The sequence below is a fragment of the Saccharopolyspora erythraea genome (genome assembly GCF_018141105.1).
In the GTDB taxonomy this organism is placed as follows: Bacteria; Actinomycetota; Actinomycetes; order Mycobacteriales; family Pseudonocardiaceae; genus Saccharopolyspora_D; species Saccharopolyspora_D erythraea_A.
In genome coordinates, this window is record NZ_CP054839.1 from 1,230,053 (window position 1) to 1,253,118 (window position 23,066).

A 23,066-nucleotide genomic window follows, 5' to 3' on the forward strand; every position below is an offset into this window, starting at 1 on the left:
AGGGACGAAAGCAACCCGAAACCTACGAATTCCCCCGGTGGCCGTAATAGGATCACCGTCCCTGAGCCACCGCACCCTTCCGCAAAGGTCCTGATCGATGTCGACAAGCACCTCTGTTCGCGACCGGGCCGCGCCTTCACCGATCGGACGGGCCATGCTCGTCCTGCTCGCCACCGCCTTGGTCGCCGGTGCGGCGTGCGCGGTGACGACCGTCCTGGCCCCGGCATCGATACGGCTGCTGACCGGCTGGTACGGCGGGATCGCGGCGGCGCTGCTCGCGGTGTCGATGGCCATGGCGACCTACTGGTCCATGCGCAACCGCCGCACGCAGGCGCGCGTCGACGAACTGGAGAGCGAGGTCGCCGAACTCGCCGACCGCAAGCTGCCCGAACTGGTGGGGCGGCTGCGAGGGGGCGCATCCCCGGACACCGCGCTCGCCGAGATCGAGCTGCCCGCCCACGAGCACCAGGCGCGAATCCTGCGCACCGCCGCGGCCGAGGTCGGCGGCGCGGAGCGGATGCGCGCGGCGACCATGGGCGCCTGCGCCAACGCCGCGGGCCGGGTCCAGGCCCTGACCACCAGCATGCTCGCCGACCTGCGCGAGATGCAGCACCGGCACGACGAGACGGTTCTCGGCGACCTGCTCAAGATCGACCACAGCATCGCCCAGGCGGGCAGGCTGGCCGACAGCATCGCGGTGCTCACCGGTTCCCGGTCCGGCCGCCGCTGGACCAAGCCGATCGTCATGGAGAGCATCCTGCGCGGGGCGGTCGGCCGCATCCGCGACTACCAGCGGGTCCAGCTGCACTCCACCAGCGGCGCGGCCATCGCGGGCTACGCCGCCGAGGGCGTCATGCACGCGCTGGCCGAGCTGATGGACAACGCCACCAGCTTCTCGCCGCCGTCGGAGAAGGTCCACGTCTACGTCGAGGACGGCCAGGTCGGCATCGCGGTGACCATCGAGGACGGCGGCCTGGTGATGAAACCCGCCGCGCTGGAGCGGGCGCAGCGCGCGGTCTCCGCCGAGGCGCCGGACCTCAGCACGCTGTCGGGCACCCGGCTCGGCCTGGCCGTCGTCGGCAGCCTGGCCCGCAAGTACGGGTTGAAGGTGTCGTTCCGGCCGTCGGCGCGCGGTGGCACCGGTGTCGTCGTGCTCATCCCGCGCGAGCTGCTCACCCAGCCCAGGAGCGAGCCGGAGCCCGCGCCGGCTCCCACCCGCTCGCAGCCGGTGACCGAGCCGGTGCGCATCGGTGCGGCGGTCCCGCGGAGCGACGAACAACCGTCCGGGCTGCCGCAGCGCCGCCGGGGCCAGACCCTGTCGGCGGCTCCCCGGCCGCCCGCGTCGGCGGCCCCGAAGGCGCGGCCGGACGCGGGGGCCCGCTTCACCGCGTTCCGCCAGGCCCGCACCGGCAGGCTCATCGACGACGGCCAGGAGGACGACGCCCGATGAGCGCCGTCCCAGCAGGTACAGGCACGGACCGGACCGAAGGATTGGAGGCAGGGGCGGACCGCCGCCGCGACGCCCCGGAGGAGCGAGATGAACACCACTGAACGCGACCTCGACTGGTTGCTGGAGAACCTGCTGAAGCGAACGCCGGGGGCCCGGCACGCGCTGGTGCTGTCCAGGGACGGGCTCAAGCTCTGCTACTCTAGCGGGCTCACGATGGACCAGGCCGACCAGCTCGCCGCCATCTCCTCGGGCATCCAGAGCCTTTCCTACGGCGCTTCCATCGAGTTCGGCGACGGTACCGGCGGCGTGCGGCAGTCCATGACCGAGTTCCACGGCGGCCTGCTGTTCATCGTCGAGGCCGGGCTCGGCGCGCACCTTGCGGTGCTGGCCGACGAGGACGCCGAGGTCGGCAACGTCGGCCACAACATGAACGAGCTGGTCGAGCAGCTCGGCGAGTACCTGACCGCGGCACCGCGCCCATCCGGAGGTGTGCGTCCGACATGAGCAGGCGAGAGCTGGAGAACGAGGACCCGGACCGGCTCTACATCGTCACGGGCGGACGCAGCGACGCCGGGGAGAGCTCCCTCGACCTGGTCACGCTGATCGTCAGCGAGTGCGATCCCACTCCGGGCATGCAGTCCGAGCACGTGCGCATCCTGCGCCTGTGCCGCAGGCCGACGGCGGTCGTGGAGGTCTCCTCGGAACTGGGGCTGCCGGTGAGCGTGGTGAAGATCCTGCTGTGCGATCTGCTCGACACCGGCCGGGTCACCGCCCGCCACCCGTCGTCCGCCACCGCCAAGGCGGATCTGCCCGACCCCGAAACGCTTAAGCAGGTGCTCGTTGGACTCGAACGACTTTGACCGGGCGGTGCCGGTCGGCCCCGGTGCGGCCGGTGGCGAGCGCACCCCGCTGCACAGCACCGCCGCCGACGCACTCAAGATCGTCATCGTCGGCGGCTACGGGGTCGGCAAGACCACCATGGTCCGCTCGGTGAGCGAGATCCGGCCGCTGAGCACCGAGGAGACGATGACCCAGGCGGGCCTGGGCATCGACGCCGACGTGCAGGGCAAGACCACCACGACGGTGGCCTTCGACTTCGGGCGGATCAGCCTGAACGCCGAGCTGGTGCTGTACCTGTTCGGCGCGCCAGGCCAGGAGCGGTTCTGGTTCTTCTGGGACCAGCTGTTCTCCGGGACCTTGGGCGCGGTGGTGCTGGTCGACGCCCGCAGGCTGGCCGACTCCTGGTACGCCATCGACCGGCTCGAGCAGCACGGCACGCCGTTCGTGGTGGTCAGGAACAACTTCGGGCCGCCGGAGCACTCCCTGGAGGAGATCCGGCACGCCCTCGACCTCAGCCCGGGCGTCCCGCTGGTCGAATGCGACGCGCGGGAGCGGGAGTCCTGCAAGTCGGTGCTGCTGACGCTCGTCAAGCACCTGTACGCGATGTCGATGGCCAGGGAGATCAGGTCATGACCGGTGCGTCCGAAGTCGAGTGGCCCGCGGCCGATCCGCCGTCGGAGTGCCCGGTGCAGGCGGTGCCCGCCGCGCCGCAGGCATCCGAGGCGCAGGAGTCCGCCGTGCGCATGTACGGGCAGATCCTGCAGCGCGACCCCAAGGAGCTGTACCGGGAGATGCGCCGCGAGCACGGCCCGGTGGCGCCGATCCTGCTGGAGGGCGACCTGCCCGCGTGGCTGGTGCTCGGCTACCGCGAGGTGCACCAGGTCACCACCGACTCCGAGCTGTTCGCGCGCAACTCGCGGCGCTGGAACCACTGGGACGACGTCCCCGACGGCCACCCGCTGTGGCCCTGGCTCGGCATCGACCACTCGGTGCTGGTCTCCGAGGGCGAGGAGCACCAGCGCCGGGCCGGCGCGATCAGCGACGCGCTGGCGGCGGTGGACCAGTTCGAGCTGTGGGACCAGTGCGCGCGCATCGCCGACCGGCTGATCGACTCGTTCGCGGGTTCGGGGCGCGCCGATCTGATCGCCGAGTACACCGACCGGATCCCGCTGCTGGTGGTCACCACCATGTTCGGCATGACCGAGGAGCAGACGCGGGACCTGATCGGCGACCTGTCGACCACGATCGACGCCGCCGAAGGCGCCGGGGCCGCCCACAACCGGGTCGTGGACCGGATGCGCGCACTGCTCGCGGTCAAGCGCGAACGGCCGGGCAACGACCTGCCGTCGCGGCTGCTGGGGCACCCCTCGACCGCCAACGACGACGAGTGCGCCATCGACCTGGTCATCCTGCTGACCGCCGCGCACCAGCCGACCGCGAGCTGGATCGGCAACACCCTGCGGCTGCTGCTCACCGACGAGCGCTTCGCGCTGACCCTCTCGGGTGGCCGGCGCAGCGTGGGCGACGCGCTGAACGAGGTGCTGTGGGAGGACAGCCCGGTGTCCAACCTCCTGGGGCGCTGGGCGGCACGCGACACCCAGCTCGGCGGACGCAGCATCCGCAAGGGCGACCTGCTGCTGCTGGGCTACAACGCCGCCAACTCCGACCCGCAGGTGTGGCCGGACGGCACCAACGCGCACATGGCGGGCAACCACGCGCACATGGCGTTCGGGCACGGGGAGCACGGCTGCCCGTTCCCCGCGCCGGAGCTGGCCGAGGTGATCGCGAAGTCGACCATCGAGGTGCTGCTTGACCGGTTGCCGGACCTGCGCCTGGCGGTGGAGCCCGAGGCCCTGAGGTGGCGGCAGTCCACCACGATCCGCGGTCTGGTCGACCTGCCGGTGGAGTTCACCCCGACCTACGCCAAGCGCCCCTGACCGCCGGAGCCGCTCACCGCTGACCAGCTGCTCGCCCTCAACAGGTCGGAGCGAAGTTTCCTGCGATTGACACGTCGGTTCTCGGTAGAGTGATCATCGAAGCTGCGATTGCTCACCGCCGGTCACGACCAGCGCGGTTGGGGCTCCGCAGCGGATCACGATGGGCGGTGCCATGGCCGATGTGCGGTTCGATCAGCGCGACTTCCGGATGCTGCTGCGCGAGGCCACCCGGCCGGACGGAACGCGGATGCTGCTGCGCTGGCTCGCCGAGCGGCTCGGCGTGCGGGCGCTGCTGCTGAACAGGTTCGGCGAGCTGGTCGCCTCCTATCCGGAGGGACCGGAGCCGGAAACGGCACGACAGCCGCAGGATCTGCTGGCGGAGGCGGCCGACACCATCGCGTCGGTACTGTCGCAGCGCTTCCACTCCGCGGTGCACGACGCCGGGACGCATTCGGTGCGGGTGCTCGCCGTCGACGCCGAGCAGCTCGGCCCGGTGCTCGTGGTGGCCCGGCGCGGAGCCTTCCCCGACGACGCGAACGCGCTGATCGCCGACGTGGTGCGCCTGCTGCGGCTGCGGTGGCGGGCCGACGAGGCCGACCGCCGCCGCGCCGAGCTGGAGCGGGCGGAGTCGCTCAACCGCGAGGCGATCCTGCACATGCTCATGGTCGGCCAGCTCGACGGCGCGCGCCGCGCCGCGGGCGCGTTGGGGCAGCGGCTACCCGACGTGCTGCGCGTCTACCTCGTCGAGAGCGCGGGCGGGGACCGCGCGGCCGCCGCCCGCCGCTGTTCGCTGGTGTGCGGGCACCGGGCGTGGATCATCCCGTGCCCGGTGTACCGCGACCAGCTGATCGTGCTGGTCTCCGCCGCGGACGCCGGCGCGCTGGAGCGGCTGGACGACGAGCTGCACGGGCTCGCGGACGGCGGCCTGTGCATCGGTGCCGGTGAGGTGGTGCCGCTGCGCGACACCGCCGCCGGCTACCAGCAGGCGTTCCACGCGCTGGCCGTCGCCAGGAGCGACCCGGCGCGCTTCGCGTTGTTCAGCCCGCGCGCGGAGCTCGACGCGCTGCTCGGCGTCGAGGGCGTGCTGTGGGCGCGCGCGGTTCTCTCGCCGCTGCTGGACTCCACCTCCGAACGCAGCCAGGACCCCGACTCCGGCGAGCTGCTCGCAACGCTGCAGTCCTGGCTCAGCTTCTACGGCCGCGCGGCCGCGCAGCTGAAGGTGCACCGCAACACGGTTGCGACCCGGTTGCGCCGGATTGAACGGACGTTGTCCTGCGACCTGACGGAACTTGAAACCCAGGCGGTGCTGCACCTGGCCGTCCGGTTGCTCGACCGTCCACGAAGGACTGCCGCCGTGCACGGCGCGGTTCCCGACCTCGACAGCGTTCTCGACACGGACCCGGTGCGGCAGTGGGCCGCCGCGGTGCTCGCGCCGATCCTCGACAAGGACCCCCGCCTTTTCCTGGACACGCTGCGAACGTGGCTGGTCAACAACGCCAGACTGGACAGTACGGCCGCCGCCCTGGGCGTCTCGGTGCCGGGCGCGCGCAAACGCCTGCTGCGCATAGAGGAGGCGCTGGGCCGCTCGCTGCTGAACGGTCCCTCGGCCCGCTACGACCTCCTGTTCGCCTTGCGGATCCGGCAGCGCGGGTGGACCGACGCAGCATCCTGAAACCGATTCGCGCCACCGTTGTGCAAATCGAACCTGGACTCGTTCGACGGCGGCTTCCTAGGGTCCTGGGAAACTGATCGCCGACCCCGGGAGCTCGACATGTCGAACCAATCCGATTCCCCGCTGGTACGGCGATATCCGCAATCGGGCGCCGGTGTTCTGCGGTGCATTGTGGACACCGGGGCGGCAGTGTCCGCCGTGGGCGGAATCCCGGCGCCGCCGGGCGCCGCGACGACGTGAGAGCGGGGGCAGCGATGAGGAACGACGACCGCGCCCTGGCGGTGGCGCTTCGCGGGGCGCAGTGGGCGCTCGACGACGCCGCCTACGCCATCCCGTCCGGGCAGTACGGTCCGCACCAGTGCCACGAGCTCGCCGGGATCCTGGAGCGCCTCGCCGTTGTCCTGCGCGAACGCGGGCGCAACCACGGCAGGACCGTGGACGCCGGCGTGCTCGCCGATGCCGCGGCGGAGCTGGCCTCGGGCTGAGACGCCCGACATGACCGGGTGCGGGCGGATTCGGGGACGCCGCACCCGGGCGGGTGCCTTTCCGCCGCGGGGCCGCGCCCTCCCGAAGTCGCCGCCGTACCGACCCCCCACACACGGTGGCGTCCGGGGCGCGGATCCGAAGCGGAAGCACGGAGGCGACCCGCACCGGGCCATCCCCGCTTCCCTCCGCGGGGATGGCCCTCTCCGTTCACCGCTGCCCGGCTTCGTAGCGGCGGTGGGCGAGGGTCGCCACCGCGGTCAGCGCCACCGCCAGCGCCGTCGTCGCCGCGAACAGCAGCGCGTACTGACCCCGTTCGACGAGCAGCCCGCCGAGGGCTGAGGCGACGGCGCTGCCGCAGAACAGCGCGGCGGCGAAGAACGAGACTGCCGTGCCCCGCGCCGACGGTGCCACCGACGTCGCCCACGTCTGCAACGACGAGTGCATGAACGACCAGCCGCCGCCCAGCAGCAACGTCGTGATGACGACGGTGCCGACGTCGACGCGCAGGCTCACGAGTGCGTAGCCCGCGCACATCTGGACGCCGCCGATCGTGATCAGCAGCCAGACCGGACGCCCGCTGAAAGCTTTCCGCAGCAGCAGCGAGAACAGCCACACGCCGATGCCGTAGGCGGCCGTCGCGATGCCCGCGACGGCAGCTTCGACACCGCCGCTCTGCAGGGCCGAGGCCAGGAACGTCATCGTGCCCAGCAGTGCCCCGCCCTCGACGAACGCCAGCCCGAAGACCAGCAGCGCCCAGCGGTTCCGCAGCACCGCGGTGAAGTGCTGCCGCATGCCGCCGACGGCCGCGCGCTCGGGCTCGGGCAGGCCGCGCAGCGCGAGGGAGCAGGCGAGGGCGAGCACCGCGGGTGCGGCGAACACCGCACGCCAGTGCAGGAGGTCGGCCAGGACCCCGCCCGCCGCGGTCGCCAGTGCGGTGCCGAGGGCCATGAGTCCCATGAGCTCGGAGAGCGCGCGCTGCCGCCGTGCCACGGGCACGGTGTCGCCCACGTAGGTCAGCGCGGTCGGCACCACCGCGCCGAAGCAGGCGCCCGCGACCACGCGTGCGGCCACGAGCGCGCCCAGCGAGGGCACGACCGCCGAGACCAGCCCGGCGGCAGCGGCGCCCAGCAGGGTGGCCCGCATGATGCGGACGCGGCCGTAGCGGTCGGACAGCACGCCCCACGCGGCCTGGGACAGGCCGTAGGCGAGGAAGTAGCCGCTCGCGGCGGCGACCGTGGCGGCCAGCGGCGCCCGCATGTCCAGGGCGATGAGCAGCAGCATCGGGGTGACCGCGAAGCGGTCGAATGTGCTGACGAACGAGGCCGCGCACAGCGCCAGCGGCGGTCGGGCGGCGGCGGAGGTGCCGCCGGGGGATCTGGTGGCGGGAGAGCTGGCGGTACCGGACATGGACCTTCCTCGGGTTCGGTCGGTCCACCGATGATGGTTTTCGTGTGGCGAACTAACCAGGGGTTGTGGCGCGGACCGCTCGAACGCCATGCGTCGGCCGTCCTCTCGGCGCAGGGTCGGTAGCCCGCTCCTCGCGAGGTCCGGATTTCGGGTATCTGGAGCAAAGTAGATGTATTCGAGGCAGTGAAATTCCTGATCGAGCGTCATTGACCTGGAGTCAACTCGAAGTTTCAGAATCGGGCGTACGTCACGCCGGGGTTTCCGCGGACGAGCCGGCGACACGACCTCGCACTGCTCCAGTGCTGCCCGACCGAGAGGACTCCGATGGTTTCCCACCGACCGCTCGCCACCGGTGAACGCGCCGGGTACCGCGAATGGGCCGGCCTCGCCGTGCTCGCCCTGCCAACCCTGCTGCTCGCGGTGGACAACAGCGTGCTGTTCCTGGCGTTGCCGCACCTCAGCGAGGACCTGGCCCCGACGGGCGGCCAGCAGCTCTGGATCATGGACAGCTACGGGTTCATGATCGCCGGCTTCCTGGTCACCATGGGCACGCTCGGCGACCGCGTCGGCAGGCGCAGGCTGCTGATGTCCGGCGCCGCCGCGTTCGGCGTCGTGTCGGTGCTGGCGGCCTACGCGCCCAGCGCCGAGGCGCTCATCGCGGCCCGGGCGCTGCTCGGCGTCGCGGGCGCGACGCTGATGCCCTCGACGCTGGCGCTGATCACCGAGATGTTCACGGACCGGCGCCAGCGCGCACTGGCGATCGGCGTCTTCATGAGCTGCTTCATGGGCGGCGGCGTGTTCGGCCCCGTGGTCGGCGGGTTCGTGCTCCAGCGGTTCTGGTGGGGAGCGGTGTTCCTCATGGGCGTTCCGGTCATGCTGCTGCTCCTGGCGACCGGGCCGCTGCTGCTGCCGCGGTCGCGCGGGAGCGGGCGGGGCAGGCTCGACCTGATCAGCGTGGCGCTCTCGCTCGCGGCGATCCTGCCGGTCATCTACGGCCTCAAGGCGATCGCCGGGAGCGGAGCGAGCTGGACGGCGTTGCTCGTCGCCGCGGTCGGCGTGGGCTTCGGCGTGCTGTTCGTGCGGAGGCAGCGCACTCTTGCCGATCCGCTTCTCGACCTGCGGCTGTTCGCCAACCGCTCGTTCAGCGCGGCGCTGGTGATCCTGCTCTTCGCGATGTGCCTGCAGGGCGGCGTCTACCTGCTCGTCGGCCAGTACTTGCAGATGGTCGAGGGACTTTCCCCGCTGGCGGCGGGGATCTGGATGGCGCCGCCGGCGGTCGCGCTGGGCATCGGATCGGTGCTGTCGCCGCTGCTCGCCCGGAGGTTCCGCCCGGGCGTGGTGATCGGAGGCGGACTCCTGCTGTCGGTGCCCGGCTTCCTCCTGCTGGCCGTGGCCGACCACAGCGGGGGACCGACGCTGCTGGTGGTCGCGACGACCATCGGTTTCCTCGGGACCGCCCCCATCGGCGCGCTCGGCATCGACCTGGTCGTCGGGTCGGCGCCTCCGGAGAAGGCGGGCGCGGCCTCCTCGGTCTCCGAGACCAGCGGCGAGTTCGGGATCGCGTTCGGCGTGGCGGCGTTCGGCAGCGTCGGCGCGGCCGTCTACCAGCGCAGCGTGGCGGACGCGATTCCCCGCGGCGTGCCACCGGAGGCGGCCGACGCCGCCCGCGAGACGCTGCCGGGTGCGGTGGCCGCGGCCGAAGCGCTGCCCGGGGGCACCGCCGGTGAGCTGCTCGGCGCGGCGCAGCAGGCGTTCACCACCGGTATGGCGACGGTCGCGGGCGTTTGCGCGGTGGTCGTGGCCGTGCTCGCGGTGCTCTCGTTGACCGTCCTGCGCGGGCTGCGGACCGCGTAGCGGTCAGGACAACCGCACGGGCAGTTCCCGCAGACCGCGGTTGCGGAACGACGGCCGCCACCGGAGTTCCGCGGGGTCGACCGCGAGCGAGAGGCCGGGGAAGCGGGCGAGGACGGTGCTGAATGCGATCTCGGCCTCCATCCGGGCCAGCGGCGCGCCGATGCAGAAGTGCGGTCCGTGGCCGAACGCCAGGTGCGCGTTGTCGGCGCGGTCGGGGAGCAGCTCACCGGGCGAGGGGAAGCGCGCCGGGTCGTGATGCGCGGAGACCAGGGAGAGCAGCACGGTGTCGCCCGCCGGAATCCGCACGCCGCCGATCTCCAGGTCCTCCTTGGGAAAACGGCGGATGGCAAGCTGCGGCGGCGGGTCGAACCGCAGTAGTTCCTCCACTGTGGACGAAAGCAGTTCGCGGTCGGACCGGACGGCCGCGAGCTGTGCCGGGCGGGCGAGCAGGGCGGCGAGCCCGTTGCCGATCAGGTTCACGGTGTTCTCGTAGCCCGCGAACAGCACGAGGAACGCGGTGGAGGTCAGCTCGTCCTCGGTCAGGCTGCCCGCGTCGTCCCGCAGGCCGACCAGCGTGCTCAGCATGTCCGCACCGGGTTCGGCGCGTTTGCGCGCGATCAGGTCGACCAGGAATGCGTACAGGGAGCGCAGCGAGTCGCGGGCACGGTCGGGTGTGGAGGGCGCGAGCGTCTCGTCGGTCCACGCCCGGAAGTCCGGCCGGTCCCGCGCGTCGACGCCCAGCAGCTCGCAGATCACGGTGATCGGCAGCGGACCCGCGAAGGCCGACATCAGTTCCGCCTGCTCCCGGCCCGCGACGGCGTCGAGCAGTTCGTCTGCGATCTCCTGGACGCGGGGCCGCAAAAGCTCGGTGCGGTGCGCGGTGAAGGCCCTGGCCACGATGCGGCGCAGCCGGGTGTGCTCGGGCGCGTCCATGTTGAGCAGGTTCGCGTCCAGGGCGGGCGGCAGCGGCAGACCGCGGTAGCCGCCGGTGGCGTGCGCCTTGTCCAGCGACAGCCTCGGGTCGGCCAGCGCGGCGCGGACGTCGTCGTAGCGGGTTACCAGCCAGACGTGGGAGCCGTCCGGTGCCACCGCCCGGTGCACCGGGCCCTGCCCGCGCAGCCGCGCGTAAGCCGCGTGCGGGCAGGTCACGAACTCGTCATCGATCTCGACCGGTCGCATCCGGGCAATCTATCGGCGGTTTCGGGGTGGTGTCGCCGCCGGGCGGCGCTGACCGCTGCGGTGGGCGGGCCGCGACTCCGCCCACCGCACGGTGCGCTATCTCGACAGGGTTCCGTGGAAGTGCACGTCACCGCGGATCTCCCCGGCCTGGACGACGATGCTCGCGCTCGCGTCGGCGAGGTGGTTGTGCACCACGGCGGCGGAACGCTCCGGCTCGAAGCGGTTTGCTCGGGATGTGCCCCGCGACCCGTCCGTTCGCAGGCGGGCGAGGAGCAGCTCAGCAAGACCGAGGAAGACCTTCACCGAGAACGCGGTGAAACCGATGAGCAGGGCCGCCACCGCGCCGAGCAGGAGCAGTCAGCCCGCGTGGGCGGCAGGGGCTGTTCACAACGCGTGGTATGCGGCAACCCGTTCGACGCTCATCGCACTCGCCACCTTCAGAAGCGAACCGGCAGAACGACTGACATGTTACCGGGCGCGGTGCGCATGTCATTGCCCCGAAAGGACTTTTCCGGTTGCACCCGGCACTGCCTCGGAGCCGAGGCCCGCATGCGGACCTCGGCTCCGAAAGCACTCCTCAGCGCGCCCGGGCGTTCTCCAGCGCGCGTCGCACCAGCACCTTCGCGAGGTGCTGCCGGTAAGCGGCGCTGGCGTTGTGCTCGTCCGGTGGGGAGGTGCCCTCGGCGGCGTGCTCGGCGGCCTCGGCCGGCGACGCACCCGCGGCCAGCGCGGCCTCCACCGCGCTCGCCCGCATCGGCTTCGGGCCCATGTTCACCAGCGCCACCGCGTCACCGGCCACCGCGACGCCGACGATCGCCCAGTCGATGGCCCGGCGGGTGAACTTCTGGAAGTCCCAGCCCTGGCCGCCCCGCTTGGCGATGCGGATCTCGGTCAGCAGCTCACCGGGCTCGACGGCGGTCTCGAAGAAGTCCTTGAAGAACTCGGTGGCCGGCACCTCCCGCGAGCCCGCCGGGCCGCGCACGACCAGCACCGCGTCCAGCGCGAGCGCGACCGCGGGCAGGTCCGACGCGGGGTCGCCGTGCACCAGCGAACCGCCGATCGTGCCCCGGTGGCGGACCTGCGGGTCGCCGATCGTGCCCGCCGCGTGCGCCAGCAGCGGCACCTCCCGGCCGAGCAGCTCCGAGGTCGCCAGGTCGTGGTGGCGGGTCAGGGCGCCGATGGCGACGCTGTCGCCCCGGTCCTCGACGTAGGAGAGGTCCGGCAGGCCGCCGAGGTCGACCACGACCTCCGGCACAGCCAGCCGCAGCTTCATCAGCGGCAGCAGCGAGTGGCCGCCTGCCAGCAGCTTGGCGTCCTCGCCGTGCTCTGCGAGCAGGGCGAGCGCGTCGTCGACGGAGCTCGCCCGCCGGTAGGTGAACGCGGCGGGGATCATTCGGCAGCCTCCGTGGTCCGCTCCGCCGCGGCGAGCACGGACTCCACGATGTTGTGGTAGCCGGTGCAGCGGCAGATGTTGCCCTCGAGCCCGCTGCGCACCTCGGCGTCGGTCGGGTTGGGGTTCTCGCGCAGCAGCGAAACCGACGCCATCACCATGCCCGGCGTGCAGAACCCGCACTGCAGCCCGTGCTTCTCCTGGAAGGCGCGCTGCACCGGGTGCATCGACTCGCCGTCGGCCAGGCCCTCGATCGTGGTGACCGAGTGGCCGTCGGCCTGCGCGGCCAGCACCGTGCAGGACTTCACCGACTCGCCGTCGAGCAGCACCGTGCACGCCCCGCAGGAGGTCGTGTCGCAGCCGACGTTGGTGCCGGTGAGCCCGCGGGTGTCCCGGATGTAGTGGACGAGCAGCGTGCGGTCCTCGACCTCATCGCCGTGCTCCTCGCCGTTGACGTTGATCGTGACGTGCACCGGGCACTCCTATGCAAGATCGTCCTGTGGCGGCCCGTCCGCGTCCGGCGCGGGCGGCCCCGGCGCTGGGTGCGCCGGGGTTCATGCCTCGTTGATCGCCGCCCACACCCGCTCGGGCGTGGTGGGCATGTCGATGTGGCTGACGCCGAGGTGGGACAGCGCGTCGACGACCGCGTTCTGCACCGCGGGCGTCGCACCGATCGTTCCCGCCTCACCGATTCCCTTGACTCCCAACGGGTTCAGCGTAGTCGGCGTCTCCATGTGCAGCAGTTCGAACCGGGGCAGCTCGGAAGCGGTGATGATGGCGTAGTCGGCGAAGTTCGCCGTCTGGGGGTTGCCGTCGGTGTCGTAGGACATGTGCTCCAGCAGCGCCTGCGCCGCGCCCTGCGCGATCCCGCCGTGGCGCTGGCCCTCGGCCAGGACCGGGTTGAGCACCGGACCGGCGTCGTCGACGGTGACGTGGCGGACGTGCTCGACTCCGCCCGTCTCGGTGTCGACCTCGACGACGGCCAGGTGCACCCCGAACGGGAAGGTCGGGCTGTCGGAGACGAAGTGCACGTCGGCGGCCAGCCCGCCGCGGTCCCGCGCGCGCTCGGCCAGCTCGGCCCACGAGATCCCGACCGACGCGGCGCCGCGCACCCGCCAGTCGCCGTCGACCAGCTCCACGTCTGCTTCGTCGATCTCGATCAGCTCGGCGGCCAGGGCCCGCCCCTTCTCCCGCACGTCCACCGCGGCGCGGTGCACCGCCGACCCGCCGAGCTGGAGCGACCGCGAACCCATCGTGCCCGCGCCCGCGGGCACCCGGTCGGTGTCGCCGTGGACGATCTGGATGCGGTCGATGTCGATGCCGAGCTGGTCGGCCACCAGCATCGAGAACGAGGTGGCGTGGCCCTGGCCGTGCGCGGAGCTGCCGGTGAGCACCAGGGCGCTGCCGTCGGGCAGCACTTCGACGTGCCCGTGCTCGCCCTCGGCGTTGTTCGGCGCGGTGATCTCGACGTAGAGGGAGATGCCGAGTCCGAGCTGGCGGATCGCGCCCTCCGAGCGCCGGCGGGCCTGCTCCTCCCGGAGCGCGCGGTAGCCAGCGGCCTCGAGCACCGCGTCGATCGCGCGGACGTACTCGCCGCTGTCGTAGACCAGCCCGGTCGCCGTGCGGTACGGGAACTGCTCGGGGCGCACCGCGTTGCGGCGCCGGACCTCGGCCGGGTCCAGCCCGACCTCGGCGGCGAACAGGTCCACGGCGCGCTCGATCGCCGCGGTCGCCTCCGGCCGGCCCGCGCCCCGGTAGGCCGCGGTGGACATCGTGTTGGTGACCACGCAGCGGGCGGTCGTCTCGACCTTGGCGATGTCGTAGGGGCCGCCTGCCATCAGGCCGGTGAAGGTCGGCAGGAAAGCCGACATCAGCGGGTACGCGCCGAGGTCCTGCACCAGGTCGAGCCGGTAGGCCAGGACCCTGCCCTCGCGGTCGCCGCCGATGGTCACGGTCTGGCGCTGCCCGCGGCCGTGGGTCATCGCCACCATGTTCTCGCTGCGGCTCTCCGACCAGCGCAGCGGTCTGCCCGCCCGCCGGGAGAGCCAGCCCAGCAGCACGGCGTCGGGGTCGACGCCGATCTTGGCGCCGAAACCGCCGCCGACGTCGGGGGTGATGATGCGGACCTGGCCCTCGTCGAGCCCGAGCTGCTCCTGGACGGCGTCGCGGCACGCCTGGGCGTTCTGGTTCGAAAGCCACATCGTGAGCCTGCCGTCGTCGCCCCACGCGCACGCCGCGGCTCGGGTCTCCAGCGGCGCGGCGGCCAGCCGCTGGTTCTCGATCCGCCGGGTGACGACGACGTCGCAGCCGTCGAACAGCGACTCGTCGCGTTCGCCGGACCGGGCGGCGGTGTTGGTGCCCGCCTCGGGGAACAGCAGCACCTCGTCCCGCAGCGCGTCGTCGACGTCGACGACCGCGTCCAGCGGCTCGTAGTCGACCGAGACCAGCTCGGCGGCGTCCTCGCCCTGTGCGAGGGTCTCGGTCACCACGGCCGCCACGGGCTCGCCGACGTAGCGCGCGACATCGCGCGCCAGGTGCGGACGTGCCATCGCGGACGGGAGGGGCTGCCCGCCGAGCCCGGGGCCCGGCGCCACCGGGTCGACGTCGAGGTCCGCGCCGGTGAAGACGCCGAGCACGCCGGGCATCGCCGCGGCGTCGGCGACGTCGATCGCCTCGATCCTGGCGTGCGCCATGGGACTGCGCACGAAGGTGACGTGGGCGGCGCCTTCCAGCGCCGGTTCCCGGAGGTCGTCGACGTAGACGCCGCCGGAGGTGAGCAGGCGCGGGTCCTCGCGGCGTTCGACCCGGGTGCCGAGAATGCTCAATGCTGCCTCGCAGTCGCTCCGAACGTGGATGGGCGAGGCGACCACCACCGCGTGCGGTCGGGGTCGTCGCCCGGGTGGAGAGCGCTCTCGTACCGGTCGGGCAGAACCTCGGCGCCGAAACTGGAAAACCGAGCGCAACCCCCGTGCGGGGGATCAATGGTCAAACCAAGGATCACGATGCGGGCGACTTTAGAACAAGGGCGAGAGCCGGCGCAATACCGCGCGGCGAAGGGCTTTTCGGCCCGGCGCGCACGGCCCGAACAGGAGTAGAATGCCGCGCGCGTGATCATCCACTGTGGACTGTAGTGGGGTGTCGTGACGACGTTCGAGTGATTCACCCTTGCGCCGGCTTCCGTCGTGCAGTTCGTTTCCTACCGTGATCCACATCAGCTGAGTACGCCGATGGGGGTCGATCGATGCGAGCCAGCCACAGGGACGAACGCCTGCGCCAACGGGCGGAGCAGGCATTGGCGGGATTCGCCGGGCTGCCGGGGTGGAAGCGGCAGGTGCTGGCGCGGTTCCTGGTCGAGTCAGCCCGCGGCTGGCACACCTACCTGCACCGGTCGTTCCCGCGGACCGGGCGGCCGGACGCGCTGCTGATCGGCCCAAAAGGCGTGCTCGCGGTCCTGCTGCGCGAGCAGGCGCCGGAGGAGGGGGAGCTGCCGTCCTTCCGGTTCGCCGCCGAGCTCTTCCTCGGAGCGAGGGTGCGGGAGGGCAACGTCAGCGACGCCGTCGTGCGTCCAGTGGTGGTGTTCCCGCCGGAGCACCGTCCCGCGCGCGGCGCCGGCTACCTCGCCGTCTCGGCGGCCGAACTCGACCGTGTGCTGGATCGCGGTGAGCGCCGGCTGGACCGCCGGGACGTCCGGGCGCTCGCCGCACACCTCGAGTCCGGCAACGGCGACTACGTCGTGCAAACCCTGGGCGAGGAGCAGGAGGCCGAGGCCGGTAGCGAGCAGCTCTTCGACGTCGCCGAGATCCGGCAGGACCGCTTCGACCGGGCGCTGGCCGGTTCGTTCGAGTCCTGGCTGACATTTCTCGACGACTCGCAGTTCGCCATGGTCCGGCGCAACTACCAGGGTCCGGCGCGGATCAGCGGCCCGGCTGGTACGGGCAAGTCGGTGGTCGCGCTGCACCGGATGGCCCACCTGGCCAAGCGGACCACCGGCCGGCTGCTGTTCACCGCCCACGCCAAGAACCTCCCGCCGATCATGGAGCGCAACTTCTCCAGGCTCGTGCCGGAACTGGCCGAGCGGGCGGAGTTCCGCAGCCTGCACTCGTGGGCCCTGCAACTGCTGCGCGACCGCGGCAGGGACATCGAGGTCAGCAGCTCCGACAGCGTGTTCGGCCCGGCTTGGTCGCGGTCGGGCAAGCAGAGCAAGCTCAATGAGCTCAACCCGAACCCCTCCTACTGGCGGGACGAGATCGACCACGTCATCAAGGGGCGGGGACTGACCGGTCCAGCCGAGTACCAGGCCGTCAGGCGTACCGGCCGCGGACTGCCGCTGGACCGATCCGACCGGGAACTGGTGTGGCACTTCTTCCAGCAGTACGAGGCGATCCGCGTGGAGAAGGGGCAACACGACTTCAACGACCTGCTCAGCGAGGCGCTGCACGAGGTCGAGCGGGACCCGCTGCAACCCGGCTACGCGGCAGTGGTCGTCGACGAGGTCCAGGACATCACCCTGCTCGGACTGCGGCTGCTGCGTGCGATCGCGGGGGACGGGCCGAACCGGCTGCTGCTGGTGGGCGACGGCCAGCAGCAGATCTACCCCGGCGGGTGGCGGCTGTCGGACGCCGGTATCCCCATTCGAGGTCGCGGTGAGGTGCTGCGCAACAACTACCGCAACGCCTCCCGCGTGCTGGAGCTGGCCAAGCGGTTCGACGCCACCAACCAGGTCGACGACCTCGACGGCGACGTCGGCGTCTCGTTGCGGGAGTCCGTGGCGACGTTCCGGGGTGGGCAGGCCGATATCTGGCGCGGCCCGCGCGCCGACCACGAGCGTGCGCTGCTGGCTGCTCTGGGGGAGCTCGGCGAGGTGCCCAGGGACGACATCGCTGTGCTGACCTTCGACCGGCGCGCCGCCGGTCGCTGGCTGGGGGTGCTGCGCAGGGCCGGGTTCGACGCGATGGACCTGGAGCACTTCGAAGGTGAGCGCACGGAGCGCATCAAGGTCGGCACGGTCTACCGGGCGAAGGGCCTGGAGTTCCGGGCTGTGCTGGTGCCCGAACCGCCGCGCACCGAACCGGACGGCGACCGCGGGCGGGAGTGGCGCGAGCGCGGACAGCGGGCCCAGCTCGTCGCGGCCACCCGCGGCCGCGACCACGTCTGGGTCGGTTTCCCGGCCTGACGGCACGAGCTGTCGCGTCACCCGTCGCAGAGCACCGGGACTCGCTGGACCGCGTTGTTGGCGAACCCGCCGGCGTTCCACGTCTGGTCGGCCGGCTGGGTCCGGCCGGCCGCGTCGGTCGCGCGGGCGACGAGGACGTGCCTGCCGGGTGTGGCGCGCCAGGTCGCCGTCCAGGGCCGCCACGCCCACGGGTGCGGGTGCGGTCCGAGGTCGGCGTCGGTCCAGGTGTGGCCGTCGTCGGTGCTGACCTCGACGCGCTCGACGGGGGCGTGGCCGGACCAGGCGCGGCCGGTGAGGCTGACGGCGCCGGGCCGCACCACCCGCGTCCGGGACATGAAGTCGGGGAAGCCCGGCGGGACGAGCAGTGCCCTGGGCTCGATCCGGGTGACCGGCTCGCCGGGCTCACCGGGCTCGCGGAGCAGGCGGTAGGCGACGGCGTTCTGGAAGCCGGTGAACGGCCGGTCGGCGACGGTGATCTCGCGGAGCCACTTGACGTGGGCCATGCCGTACCAGCCGGGGACCACGAGCCGGACGGGGCTGCCGTGCTGGGGTGGCAAGGGCGCGCCGTTCATCGCGTAGGCGAGAAGGACGTCCGCGCCGAACGCGTCGGCGAGCGGCAGCGACCGCTGGTAGTCCTGCTCCACACCGCGTTCGACGCCGTGGTCCGCGCCGGTGAACACGACCTCCACCGCGGCCGGGTCGACGCCGGCCTCGGTCAGGACCTCGCGCAACGGGACTCCGGTCCACTCCGCGGTGCCCACGGCCCCGACCAGCCACGGCTGGCTGACCGGCCGGGGCAGCAGGCGGGCGCGGCCGTTGCCCGCGCACTCCATGGTCACCCGCACGGTCCGGGCCGGTCGCGAACGCAGCCCGGCCAGGTCCAGTTCCAGCGGCCGCCCCACCCTGCCGCCGACGGCCAGCCGCCACTGGTCCGGGTCGACAACCGGGATGTCGTAATGGGTCAGCAGGTAGTGCAGGCCGACCGGCGTGACGTCGTAGCGCAGGGCCTCCAGCGGCATGCCGTGGTTGCGCGCCGCGAGCGCCAACTCGTCCATGCCGATCCCCTCGCCGGGTTCGGCCAGCCGCGCGGGGAAGCTGACCTCCGGCAGCCGCGCGTCCACGGTCCGAGCATGCGCTCCCACCGCCTCGCCCGCACCTCAGCCCGAGAGCAGCAGCAGGAGCCCGGTGCAGGTCAGCAGGACCATCGCGATGACGACCGGGACCTGCCCCCTGCGCGCCCGCCGAGGCGGGAACAGCCGCAGCGCCTGGTCGTGCGCGGCGGCCGTGCTCGCGATGTGGCCGAGCACGATGGCGTTGATCTGCACCGTGGCGACCACCTCCGGCGCGAGCAGCCGGTAGTCGACCCGCGCGCCGGTCGCGCCGAACGGGTCGGCCGCCAGCCGGAACGGCATCTGGCCTTCCAGCAGGAAGAACGAGAAGTAGTGCGCGACGGCGTAGCCGAGCGCGATCGGCAGCAGGGTCGGGGCGAACAGCCCGGTCAGCGCCGCGCCGGTGCCCGAGACGCGGGCGCTGGTCCGCATCGCGCCCGCATACAGCGCCGAGACGAAGGCGATCGAGCCGGCCAGCCCGGCGGTCGCGACCAGCGTGCCGCCCGAGCCCGGCACCGCCTGCCAGTAGGTGGTGCGGGTGAGCCCGTCGAAGGCCGTTGACCCCACCAGCACGCACGCGACACCGGCCAGCCCGGGCTCGGTGTCGGCCCGGACCAGCCCGGCGAGCGGGTTGCGCAGCACCAGCGCGCCGTCGCCGCGGCGTCCGATCGGGCTGAGGCGCGCGATGAGCGTCGAGTAGACCTCGAAGCCGTCGCCTCTGGCGAACCACGCCGGGCCGTAGACCGCCGACGCGGCCAGGTTCACCGCCGCGTAGCCGACGATCACCGCGCCGACCAGCCGCGGGTCCGCCCGCGCGGGCGCGACCAGTTCGAGCCACACGAAGGCCAGCAGCCACCCCGCGGCGGGCCAGTAGCCCAGCCACGGGGGCAACGGGCGCTCCCGCGAGGGCAGCAGCCGATGCAGTGTCCGAAGTGGATTGACGACGCGCCACACCGGACCGAGCAGCGCGCTGGCCGGCACCAGGCCGACCCAGAACGTCACGTACAGCACCCAAGGCGCGAGGTTCGCGCCGGTGCCGGCAGGCCCGAGGAACGCCACCGCGACGACGAACAGCGCCAGCACGAGCACCAGCACCCGCAGCACCGCGCGGAGCCGCGTGGAGTCGGTGAACGGCGGAAGCCTGCGTCCGGCCTCGGGATCGAGCCACGGCTTCGACCACAGCTGGGTCACGGCGACGAACGACACGGCCACCGCGATGCCGCCGCCCACGATGGCCGCGGGGCCGTTGAGCGGCAGGTCGGTGCGCCCGCCGAGACCGTGCGCGAGCACTTCGGCGGTCGTGCCGAACGGGCGGGCCGCCGCGCTGAGCGCTTCTTCCGTCAACGGACTTCCAGACTCGGCAGCGCCAGGCCGGACTCGTGCAGCTCGATCTCGAAGACGCCCGGGATGTCCGCGGTGAACTCGATGGTCGCCGGGGCGCCCGGCGCCAGCCGCGCCGCCTTGTCGTAGCCGTGGACGTGCAGTTCGTCGGCGGCGTCGCCGCGCACGGTCAGCCGCACGCGCTGGCCGACGCGGGCCTCGACGCGCTGGGAGGGAGCGTGCACCTGGCCGCCGGACACCTCGACCTCGGTCGCGACCACGCCGCCCGCCGGCCCGGTCCCGGCGGAGCCGCAGCCGGAGAACAGCAGGACGGCCGCGAGTGCGGCCAGGAGTGCTCGTGCGGTGGCCATCGTTCGCCTCTCCGTCGTCAGGCCAGAAAGTGACAACACTCAATGTCACATTAGGGGGTGACATTGTCCAGCACTTGTTGTTCCATGTCCGGCATGACGTGGCTCATGCAGGCACCTGAGGTCCGCCCGGCCGGAGGCGCGGCGATCGACCAGATCCTGATCGCCTCCGGTGGCGCGACCCTGCTCACCGCGCTCCTGCTGGTGCTCGGCCACGGCCACCGCACCGGCCGCATCAAGCTGCTGTCCCGGCTCGCCGAGCACGCCGCGAACCGGAACCTCACCCGCGGCCTGCCGGGCTGGGCCGCGCTGCCGATGCAACTGGCCCTGGTCTCGCTGCTCGTCGCGCTGCTGGGGATGTACTGGGACATCTCGCTGCACATCACGCAGGGGCGCGACGAGGGGCCGCTGGCCAACATCGCGCACTACCCGATCCTGTTCGGGCTCTTCGGCCTGTTCGCATCCGGTGCGCTGGCCATGGTCCTGCCCGTGGACCGGCCGCGTGGCTCGGTGCGCATCACCCGCGACTGGTACGCCCCGACCAGCGGCATCCTGCTCTGCGGCGCCGGTTTCTACGCGCTGCTCGGCTTCCCGCTGGACGACGTCTGGCACCGCGTCTTCGGCCAGGACGTCACCCTGTGGGGCCCGACCCACCTGATGCTCATCGGCGGCGCGGGGCTGTCGCTCGTCGCGCTCGCGCTGATGGAGCGCGAGGGCTCGCCGGAGGGCGAAGGCGCGGGCGCCCCGCCGGCCCGCTACGTCCGGCGCGGCATGATGATGGGCGGCCTGCTGGTCGGTCTCTCGGTCTTCCAGGCCGAATGGGACTTCGGCGTCGCGCAGTTCCGGATGGTCCACCAGCCGCTGCTGATCGCGGTGGCCGCCGGGTGCGCGCTGGTCACCGCGCGGCTGTGGATGGGACGCGGCGGCGCGGTGGTCGCGGTCTGCTTCTACGTTCTGATCCGCGGCGGTGTCGCGGTGCTCGTCGGCCCGGTGATCGGGGAGCTGTTCGCCAGCATCCCGCTCTACGCGGTCGAAGCGCTGTGCGTGGAGGCCGTCGCGCTGGTGCTCATCCGGAGGCCGCTGGCCTTCGGCGTTGCGTCCGGCCTGCTGATCGGCACGGCAGGCTTCGCGGGGGAGTACTTCTGGACGCGGTTCGCGTTCGTCCTGCCGTGGACCCCGGACGTCGTGGTCGAAGGCGTGGCCATGGCCGTCGCCGGGGGCGTCAGCGGCGGAGTGCTCGGCGCGCTGCTCGTGCAGGCGCTGCGCGGCGAGCTGCCGCGCGCACGGCGAGCGCTGTTCGCCGGGGCGCTCGCGGTCGTCGCCCTCGCGGTGACCAACGGCCTGGTCGGCACCGCGCCCGCGGGCGTCCGCGCCGCGGTGGCGCTGGAGGACGTGCGCGACGGGACCGCGCAGGCCGTCGTCCGCCTCGACCCGCCGGCATTCGCCGCGCGCCCGACCTGGCTGACCATGACCGGCTGGCAGGGCGGTGACCTGCACGTCGACCACCTGCGCCCGGTCGGCGACGGTGTCTACCGCACGAGCGAGCCGATGCCGCTGCACGGCAACTGGAAGACCATGATCCGGCTGCACGAGGGCCGGGCGATGCTCGCCATCCCCGTCTACATGCCCGCCGACGCCGCGCTCGGGCTGCCCGAGCTGCCCGCGACCGAGCAGTTCACCCGCGAGGGCCAGCCGGAGTGGCAGGTGTTGCAGCGCGAGACCAAGCACGGCATCCCGGCGTGGCTCTGGCTGTCGGCGTCGCTGGTCGTCCTCGCCTGCTCGCTGGCCCTGGTGCTGGCACTGGGCTGGGGCGCGCAGCGGGTGTCCGGGGTGGTCTCGGGCGAGCCGCCGGCGCCGCGGCGGCCGCGGCGCGGGTCGGCGGACAGCCTCGCGGACGGGGCGGGGAGCGCCTGATGCACCCGGCGGCGGTTGAGGCGCTGGCGCCCGCGCCGGGTGTGGCACTTGCGCCGTCGGACGTCGCGTTCGTGCCGACCGACGTCGTGTCCGTGGCGTCGGCGAGCGGACGGCTCGTCCTGGCCAGCCACCCGATCATCACGGCGGTGCCCTTCTTCGTGCCGACCTTCGTCGTCGCGGCCGTCATCGGCATCGTCATCTGGCGCGACCGCCGCAGGGGCCGCGACGAGGACGAGGGCGCCGACGGAACGCCCGGAGCGGGCGCCGACCCGGAGGCCACCGACGACCACCCCGCAGGACCTTGATCGCGGTTGTCCGACGCCTGCCCGGCTACTCCTCAGTAGTGAGTGAGGAGTAGCCGAGGGTCCTGTCACGTCCCGATGGTCACTCTCCGCGACAGGCTCCGGCGGACGTGGAGATCGTCAATGCCGTCCGACGGCACGGCGACGCCCAAGAGACGTCGATCACAACGTCCGGGGGTATCGCGCGGGCGTCGGGCGGTAGTCCCTGCGCAGAACTCCAGTAGGGGGAATTGCTGTCGATCTTCCTTGTGTCTCTTGTCACAGTGCCCGGTTCGGGGCAGAGTCAGGAGCCAGGCGCTGGCCCCCACGCCCGACGCACGTCAACACGAACCGTGACTTGAGAGGTGTTCGGCATGTCCTCGACGACGACAGAACTGGCCGACCTCCAGCGAGCGCTCGGACAGCTCCGCGCCAGCGTGGGCGCCCTGCGGTCGCGCTACGGCGACGTGAACGCCGTCCGCCGGATCAGCAACGACGTGGAACGGCTCGGCATCGACATCGCCGAGCTCACGTCGCTGCCGGTGCCGCGCGGCGGCGCCGGACCCGGGGCGGCCGAGACGGTGATCGTCCCGGACACCCCGTACGACTCGTCGCTGTGGCGGGACGCCGACGACGAGGGAGTGGGCGGCCAGCGCGGTTACTGACGGGCACGACGAGACGACGAG

Annotated in this window: 21 protein-coding genes; 12 read left to right on the forward strand and 9 right to left on the reverse strand. The window is 72.5% G+C overall.

Translation table 11 applies throughout. From position 1 onward, the window contains the following. Positions 1 to 154 precede the first annotated feature (154 nt). The 7 genes from HUO13_RS05660 (at position 155) to HUO13_RS05690 (ending at position 6,384) form a co-directional block, all read left to right on the forward strand. Positions 155 to 1,450 (forward strand): sensor histidine kinase, encoded by a 1,296-nt coding sequence (locus tag HUO13_RS05660; RefSeq protein ID WP_211902677.1) that lies wholly within the window; start codon positions 155 to 157, stop codon positions 1,448 to 1,450. Between the two features lie 87 nt (positions 1,451 to 1,537). After that, positions 1,538 to 1,954, forward strand: coding sequence for a roadblock/LC7 domain-containing protein (locus HUO13_RS05665; protein WP_211900417.1), 417 nt, complete (start codon positions 1,538 to 1,540; stop codon positions 1,952 to 1,954). Next, positions 1,951 to 2,310: a DUF742 domain-containing protein gene (locus tag HUO13_RS05670; RefSeq protein ID WP_211900418.1), complete on the forward strand. Its 360-nt coding sequence runs from the start codon at positions 1,951 to 1,953 to the stop codon at positions 2,308 to 2,310. The genes HUO13_RS05665 and HUO13_RS05670 overlap by 4 nt, the downstream gene beginning before the upstream one ends. Next, a complete protein-coding gene (locus HUO13_RS05675; RefSeq protein WP_249124475.1) occupies positions 2,291 to 2,923 on the forward strand; it encodes an ATP/GTP-binding protein in 633 nt (210 codons plus the stop codon). The genes HUO13_RS05670 and HUO13_RS05675 overlap by 20 nt, the downstream gene beginning before the upstream one ends. Then, positions 2,920 to 4,227: a cytochrome P450 gene (locus HUO13_RS05680; RefSeq protein WP_211900419.1), complete on the forward strand. Its 1,308-nt coding sequence runs from the start codon at positions 2,920 to 2,922 to the stop codon at positions 4,225 to 4,227. Before HUO13_RS05675 ends, HUO13_RS05680 begins: the two co-directional genes overlap by 4 nt. A gap of 172 nt (positions 4,228 to 4,399) precedes the next feature. Then, positions 4,400 to 5,899 (forward strand): PucR family transcriptional regulator, encoded by a 1,500-nt coding sequence (locus tag HUO13_RS05685; RefSeq protein WP_249124476.1) that lies wholly within the window; start codon positions 4,400 to 4,402, stop codon positions 5,897 to 5,899. 254 nt (positions 5,900 to 6,153) lie between these two features. After that, the gene (locus tag HUO13_RS05690) at positions 6,154 to 6,384 is read left to right on the forward strand and encodes a hypothetical protein (RefSeq protein WP_009949526.1); all 231 of its coding nucleotides are present in this window, start codon (positions 6,154 to 6,156) and stop codon (positions 6,382 to 6,384) included. 208 nt (positions 6,385 to 6,592) lie between these two features. Here the strand turns inward: HUO13_RS05690 and HUO13_RS05695 are convergent, their stop codons facing one another. Then, on the reverse strand, positions 6,593 to 7,792 hold the full coding sequence (locus tag HUO13_RS05695; RefSeq protein ID WP_211900421.1) for an MFS transporter: 1,200 nt from the start codon (positions 7,790 to 7,792) through the stop codon (positions 6,593 to 6,595). A gap of 324 nt (positions 7,793 to 8,116) precedes the next feature. Here HUO13_RS05695 and HUO13_RS05700 point away from each other — a divergent pair, with 324 nt between their 5' ends. Further along, positions 8,117 to 9,646 (forward strand): MFS transporter, encoded by a 1,530-nt coding sequence (locus tag HUO13_RS05700; RefSeq protein WP_211900422.1) that lies wholly within the window; start codon positions 8,117 to 8,119, stop codon positions 9,644 to 9,646. Positions 9,647 to 9,649: 3 nt separating this feature from the next. Here the strand turns inward: HUO13_RS05700 and HUO13_RS05705 are convergent, their stop codons facing one another. The 5 genes from HUO13_RS05705 to HUO13_RS05725 all read right to left on the reverse strand — a co-directional run bounded on the left by HUO13_RS05705 (position 9,650) and on the right by HUO13_RS05725 (position 15,040). Next, positions 9,650 to 10,825 (reverse strand): cytochrome P450 family protein, encoded by a 1,176-nt coding sequence (locus tag HUO13_RS05705; RefSeq protein ID WP_211900423.1) that lies wholly within the window; start codon positions 10,823 to 10,825, stop codon positions 9,650 to 9,652. 96 nt (positions 10,826 to 10,921) lie between these two features. Then, positions 10,922 to 11,164 carry a hypothetical protein gene (locus HUO13_RS05710; RefSeq protein ID WP_249124477.1) on the reverse strand — a complete coding sequence of 81 codons (243 nt, stop codon included), beginning with the start codon at positions 11,162 to 11,164 and terminating at the stop codon, positions 10,922 to 10,924. Positions 11,165 to 11,402: 238 nt separating this feature from the next. Next, complete coding sequence (locus HUO13_RS05715) at positions 11,403 to 12,218, reverse strand: FAD binding domain-containing protein (RefSeq protein WP_211900424.1); 816 nt, start codon at positions 12,216 to 12,218, stop codon at positions 11,403 to 11,405. Then, positions 12,215 to 12,688, reverse strand: coding sequence for a (2Fe-2S)-binding protein (locus HUO13_RS05720; protein ID WP_009949519.1), 474 nt, complete (start codon positions 12,686 to 12,688; stop codon positions 12,215 to 12,217). The genes HUO13_RS05715 and HUO13_RS05720 overlap by 4 nt, the downstream gene beginning before the upstream one ends. 81 nt (positions 12,689 to 12,769) lie before the next feature. Beyond that, positions 12,770 to 15,040 (reverse strand): xanthine dehydrogenase family protein molybdopterin-binding subunit, encoded by a 2,271-nt coding sequence (locus HUO13_RS05725; RefSeq protein ID WP_211900425.1) that lies wholly within the window; start codon positions 15,038 to 15,040, stop codon positions 12,770 to 12,772. A gap of 416 nt (positions 15,041 to 15,456) precedes the next feature. Between HUO13_RS05725 and HUO13_RS05730 the strand changes: the two genes are divergently transcribed. Next, positions 15,457 to 17,388: a UvrD-helicase domain-containing protein gene (locus HUO13_RS05730; RefSeq protein WP_211900426.1), complete on the forward strand. Its 1,932-nt coding sequence runs from the start codon at positions 15,457 to 15,459 to the stop codon at positions 17,386 to 17,388. Positions 17,389 to 17,405: 17 nt separating this feature from the next. On the opposite strand, the gene HUO13_RS05735 is transcribed toward HUO13_RS05730, so the two are convergent. From HUO13_RS05735 to HUO13_RS05745, 3 genes are read right to left on the reverse strand one after another with little or no spacing between them, the layout of a single operon-like run. Continuing rightward, on the reverse strand, positions 17,406 to 18,509 hold the full coding sequence (locus HUO13_RS05735) for a sulfite oxidase (RefSeq protein WP_211900427.1): 1,104 nt from the start codon (positions 18,507 to 18,509) through the stop codon (positions 17,406 to 17,408). Between the two features lie 36 nt (positions 18,510 to 18,545). Then, positions 18,546 to 19,841 (reverse strand): hypothetical protein, encoded by a 1,296-nt coding sequence (locus HUO13_RS05740; RefSeq protein WP_211900428.1) that lies wholly within the window; start codon positions 19,839 to 19,841, stop codon positions 18,546 to 18,548. Further along, entirely contained in the window at positions 19,838 to 20,188 is a 351-nt protein-coding gene (locus HUO13_RS05745; protein WP_211900429.1) for a hypothetical protein, read from the reverse strand. Before HUO13_RS05745 ends, HUO13_RS05740 begins: the two co-directional genes overlap by 4 nt. Positions 20,189 to 20,281: 93 nt before the next feature. Here HUO13_RS05745 and HUO13_RS05750 point away from each other — a divergent pair, with 93 nt between their 5' ends. The 3 genes from HUO13_RS05750 (at position 20,282) to HUO13_RS05760 (ending at position 23,045) form a co-directional block, all read left to right on the forward strand. Then, complete coding sequence (locus tag HUO13_RS05750) at positions 20,282 to 22,099, forward strand: hypothetical protein (protein WP_249124478.1); 1,818 nt, start codon at positions 20,282 to 20,284, stop codon at positions 22,097 to 22,099. Further along, positions 22,099 to 22,404 (forward strand): hypothetical protein, encoded by a 306-nt coding sequence (locus HUO13_RS05755; protein WP_211900431.1) that lies wholly within the window; start codon positions 22,099 to 22,101, stop codon positions 22,402 to 22,404. Before HUO13_RS05750 ends, HUO13_RS05755 begins: the two co-directional genes overlap by 1 nt. A gap of 350 nt (positions 22,405 to 22,754) precedes the next feature. Then, positions 22,755 to 23,045 carry a hypothetical protein gene (locus HUO13_RS05760; RefSeq protein ID WP_211900432.1) on the forward strand — a complete coding sequence of 97 codons (291 nt, stop codon included), beginning with the start codon at positions 22,755 to 22,757 and terminating at the stop codon, positions 23,043 to 23,045. The last annotated feature ends 21 nt before the right edge of the window (positions 23,046 to 23,066 follow it).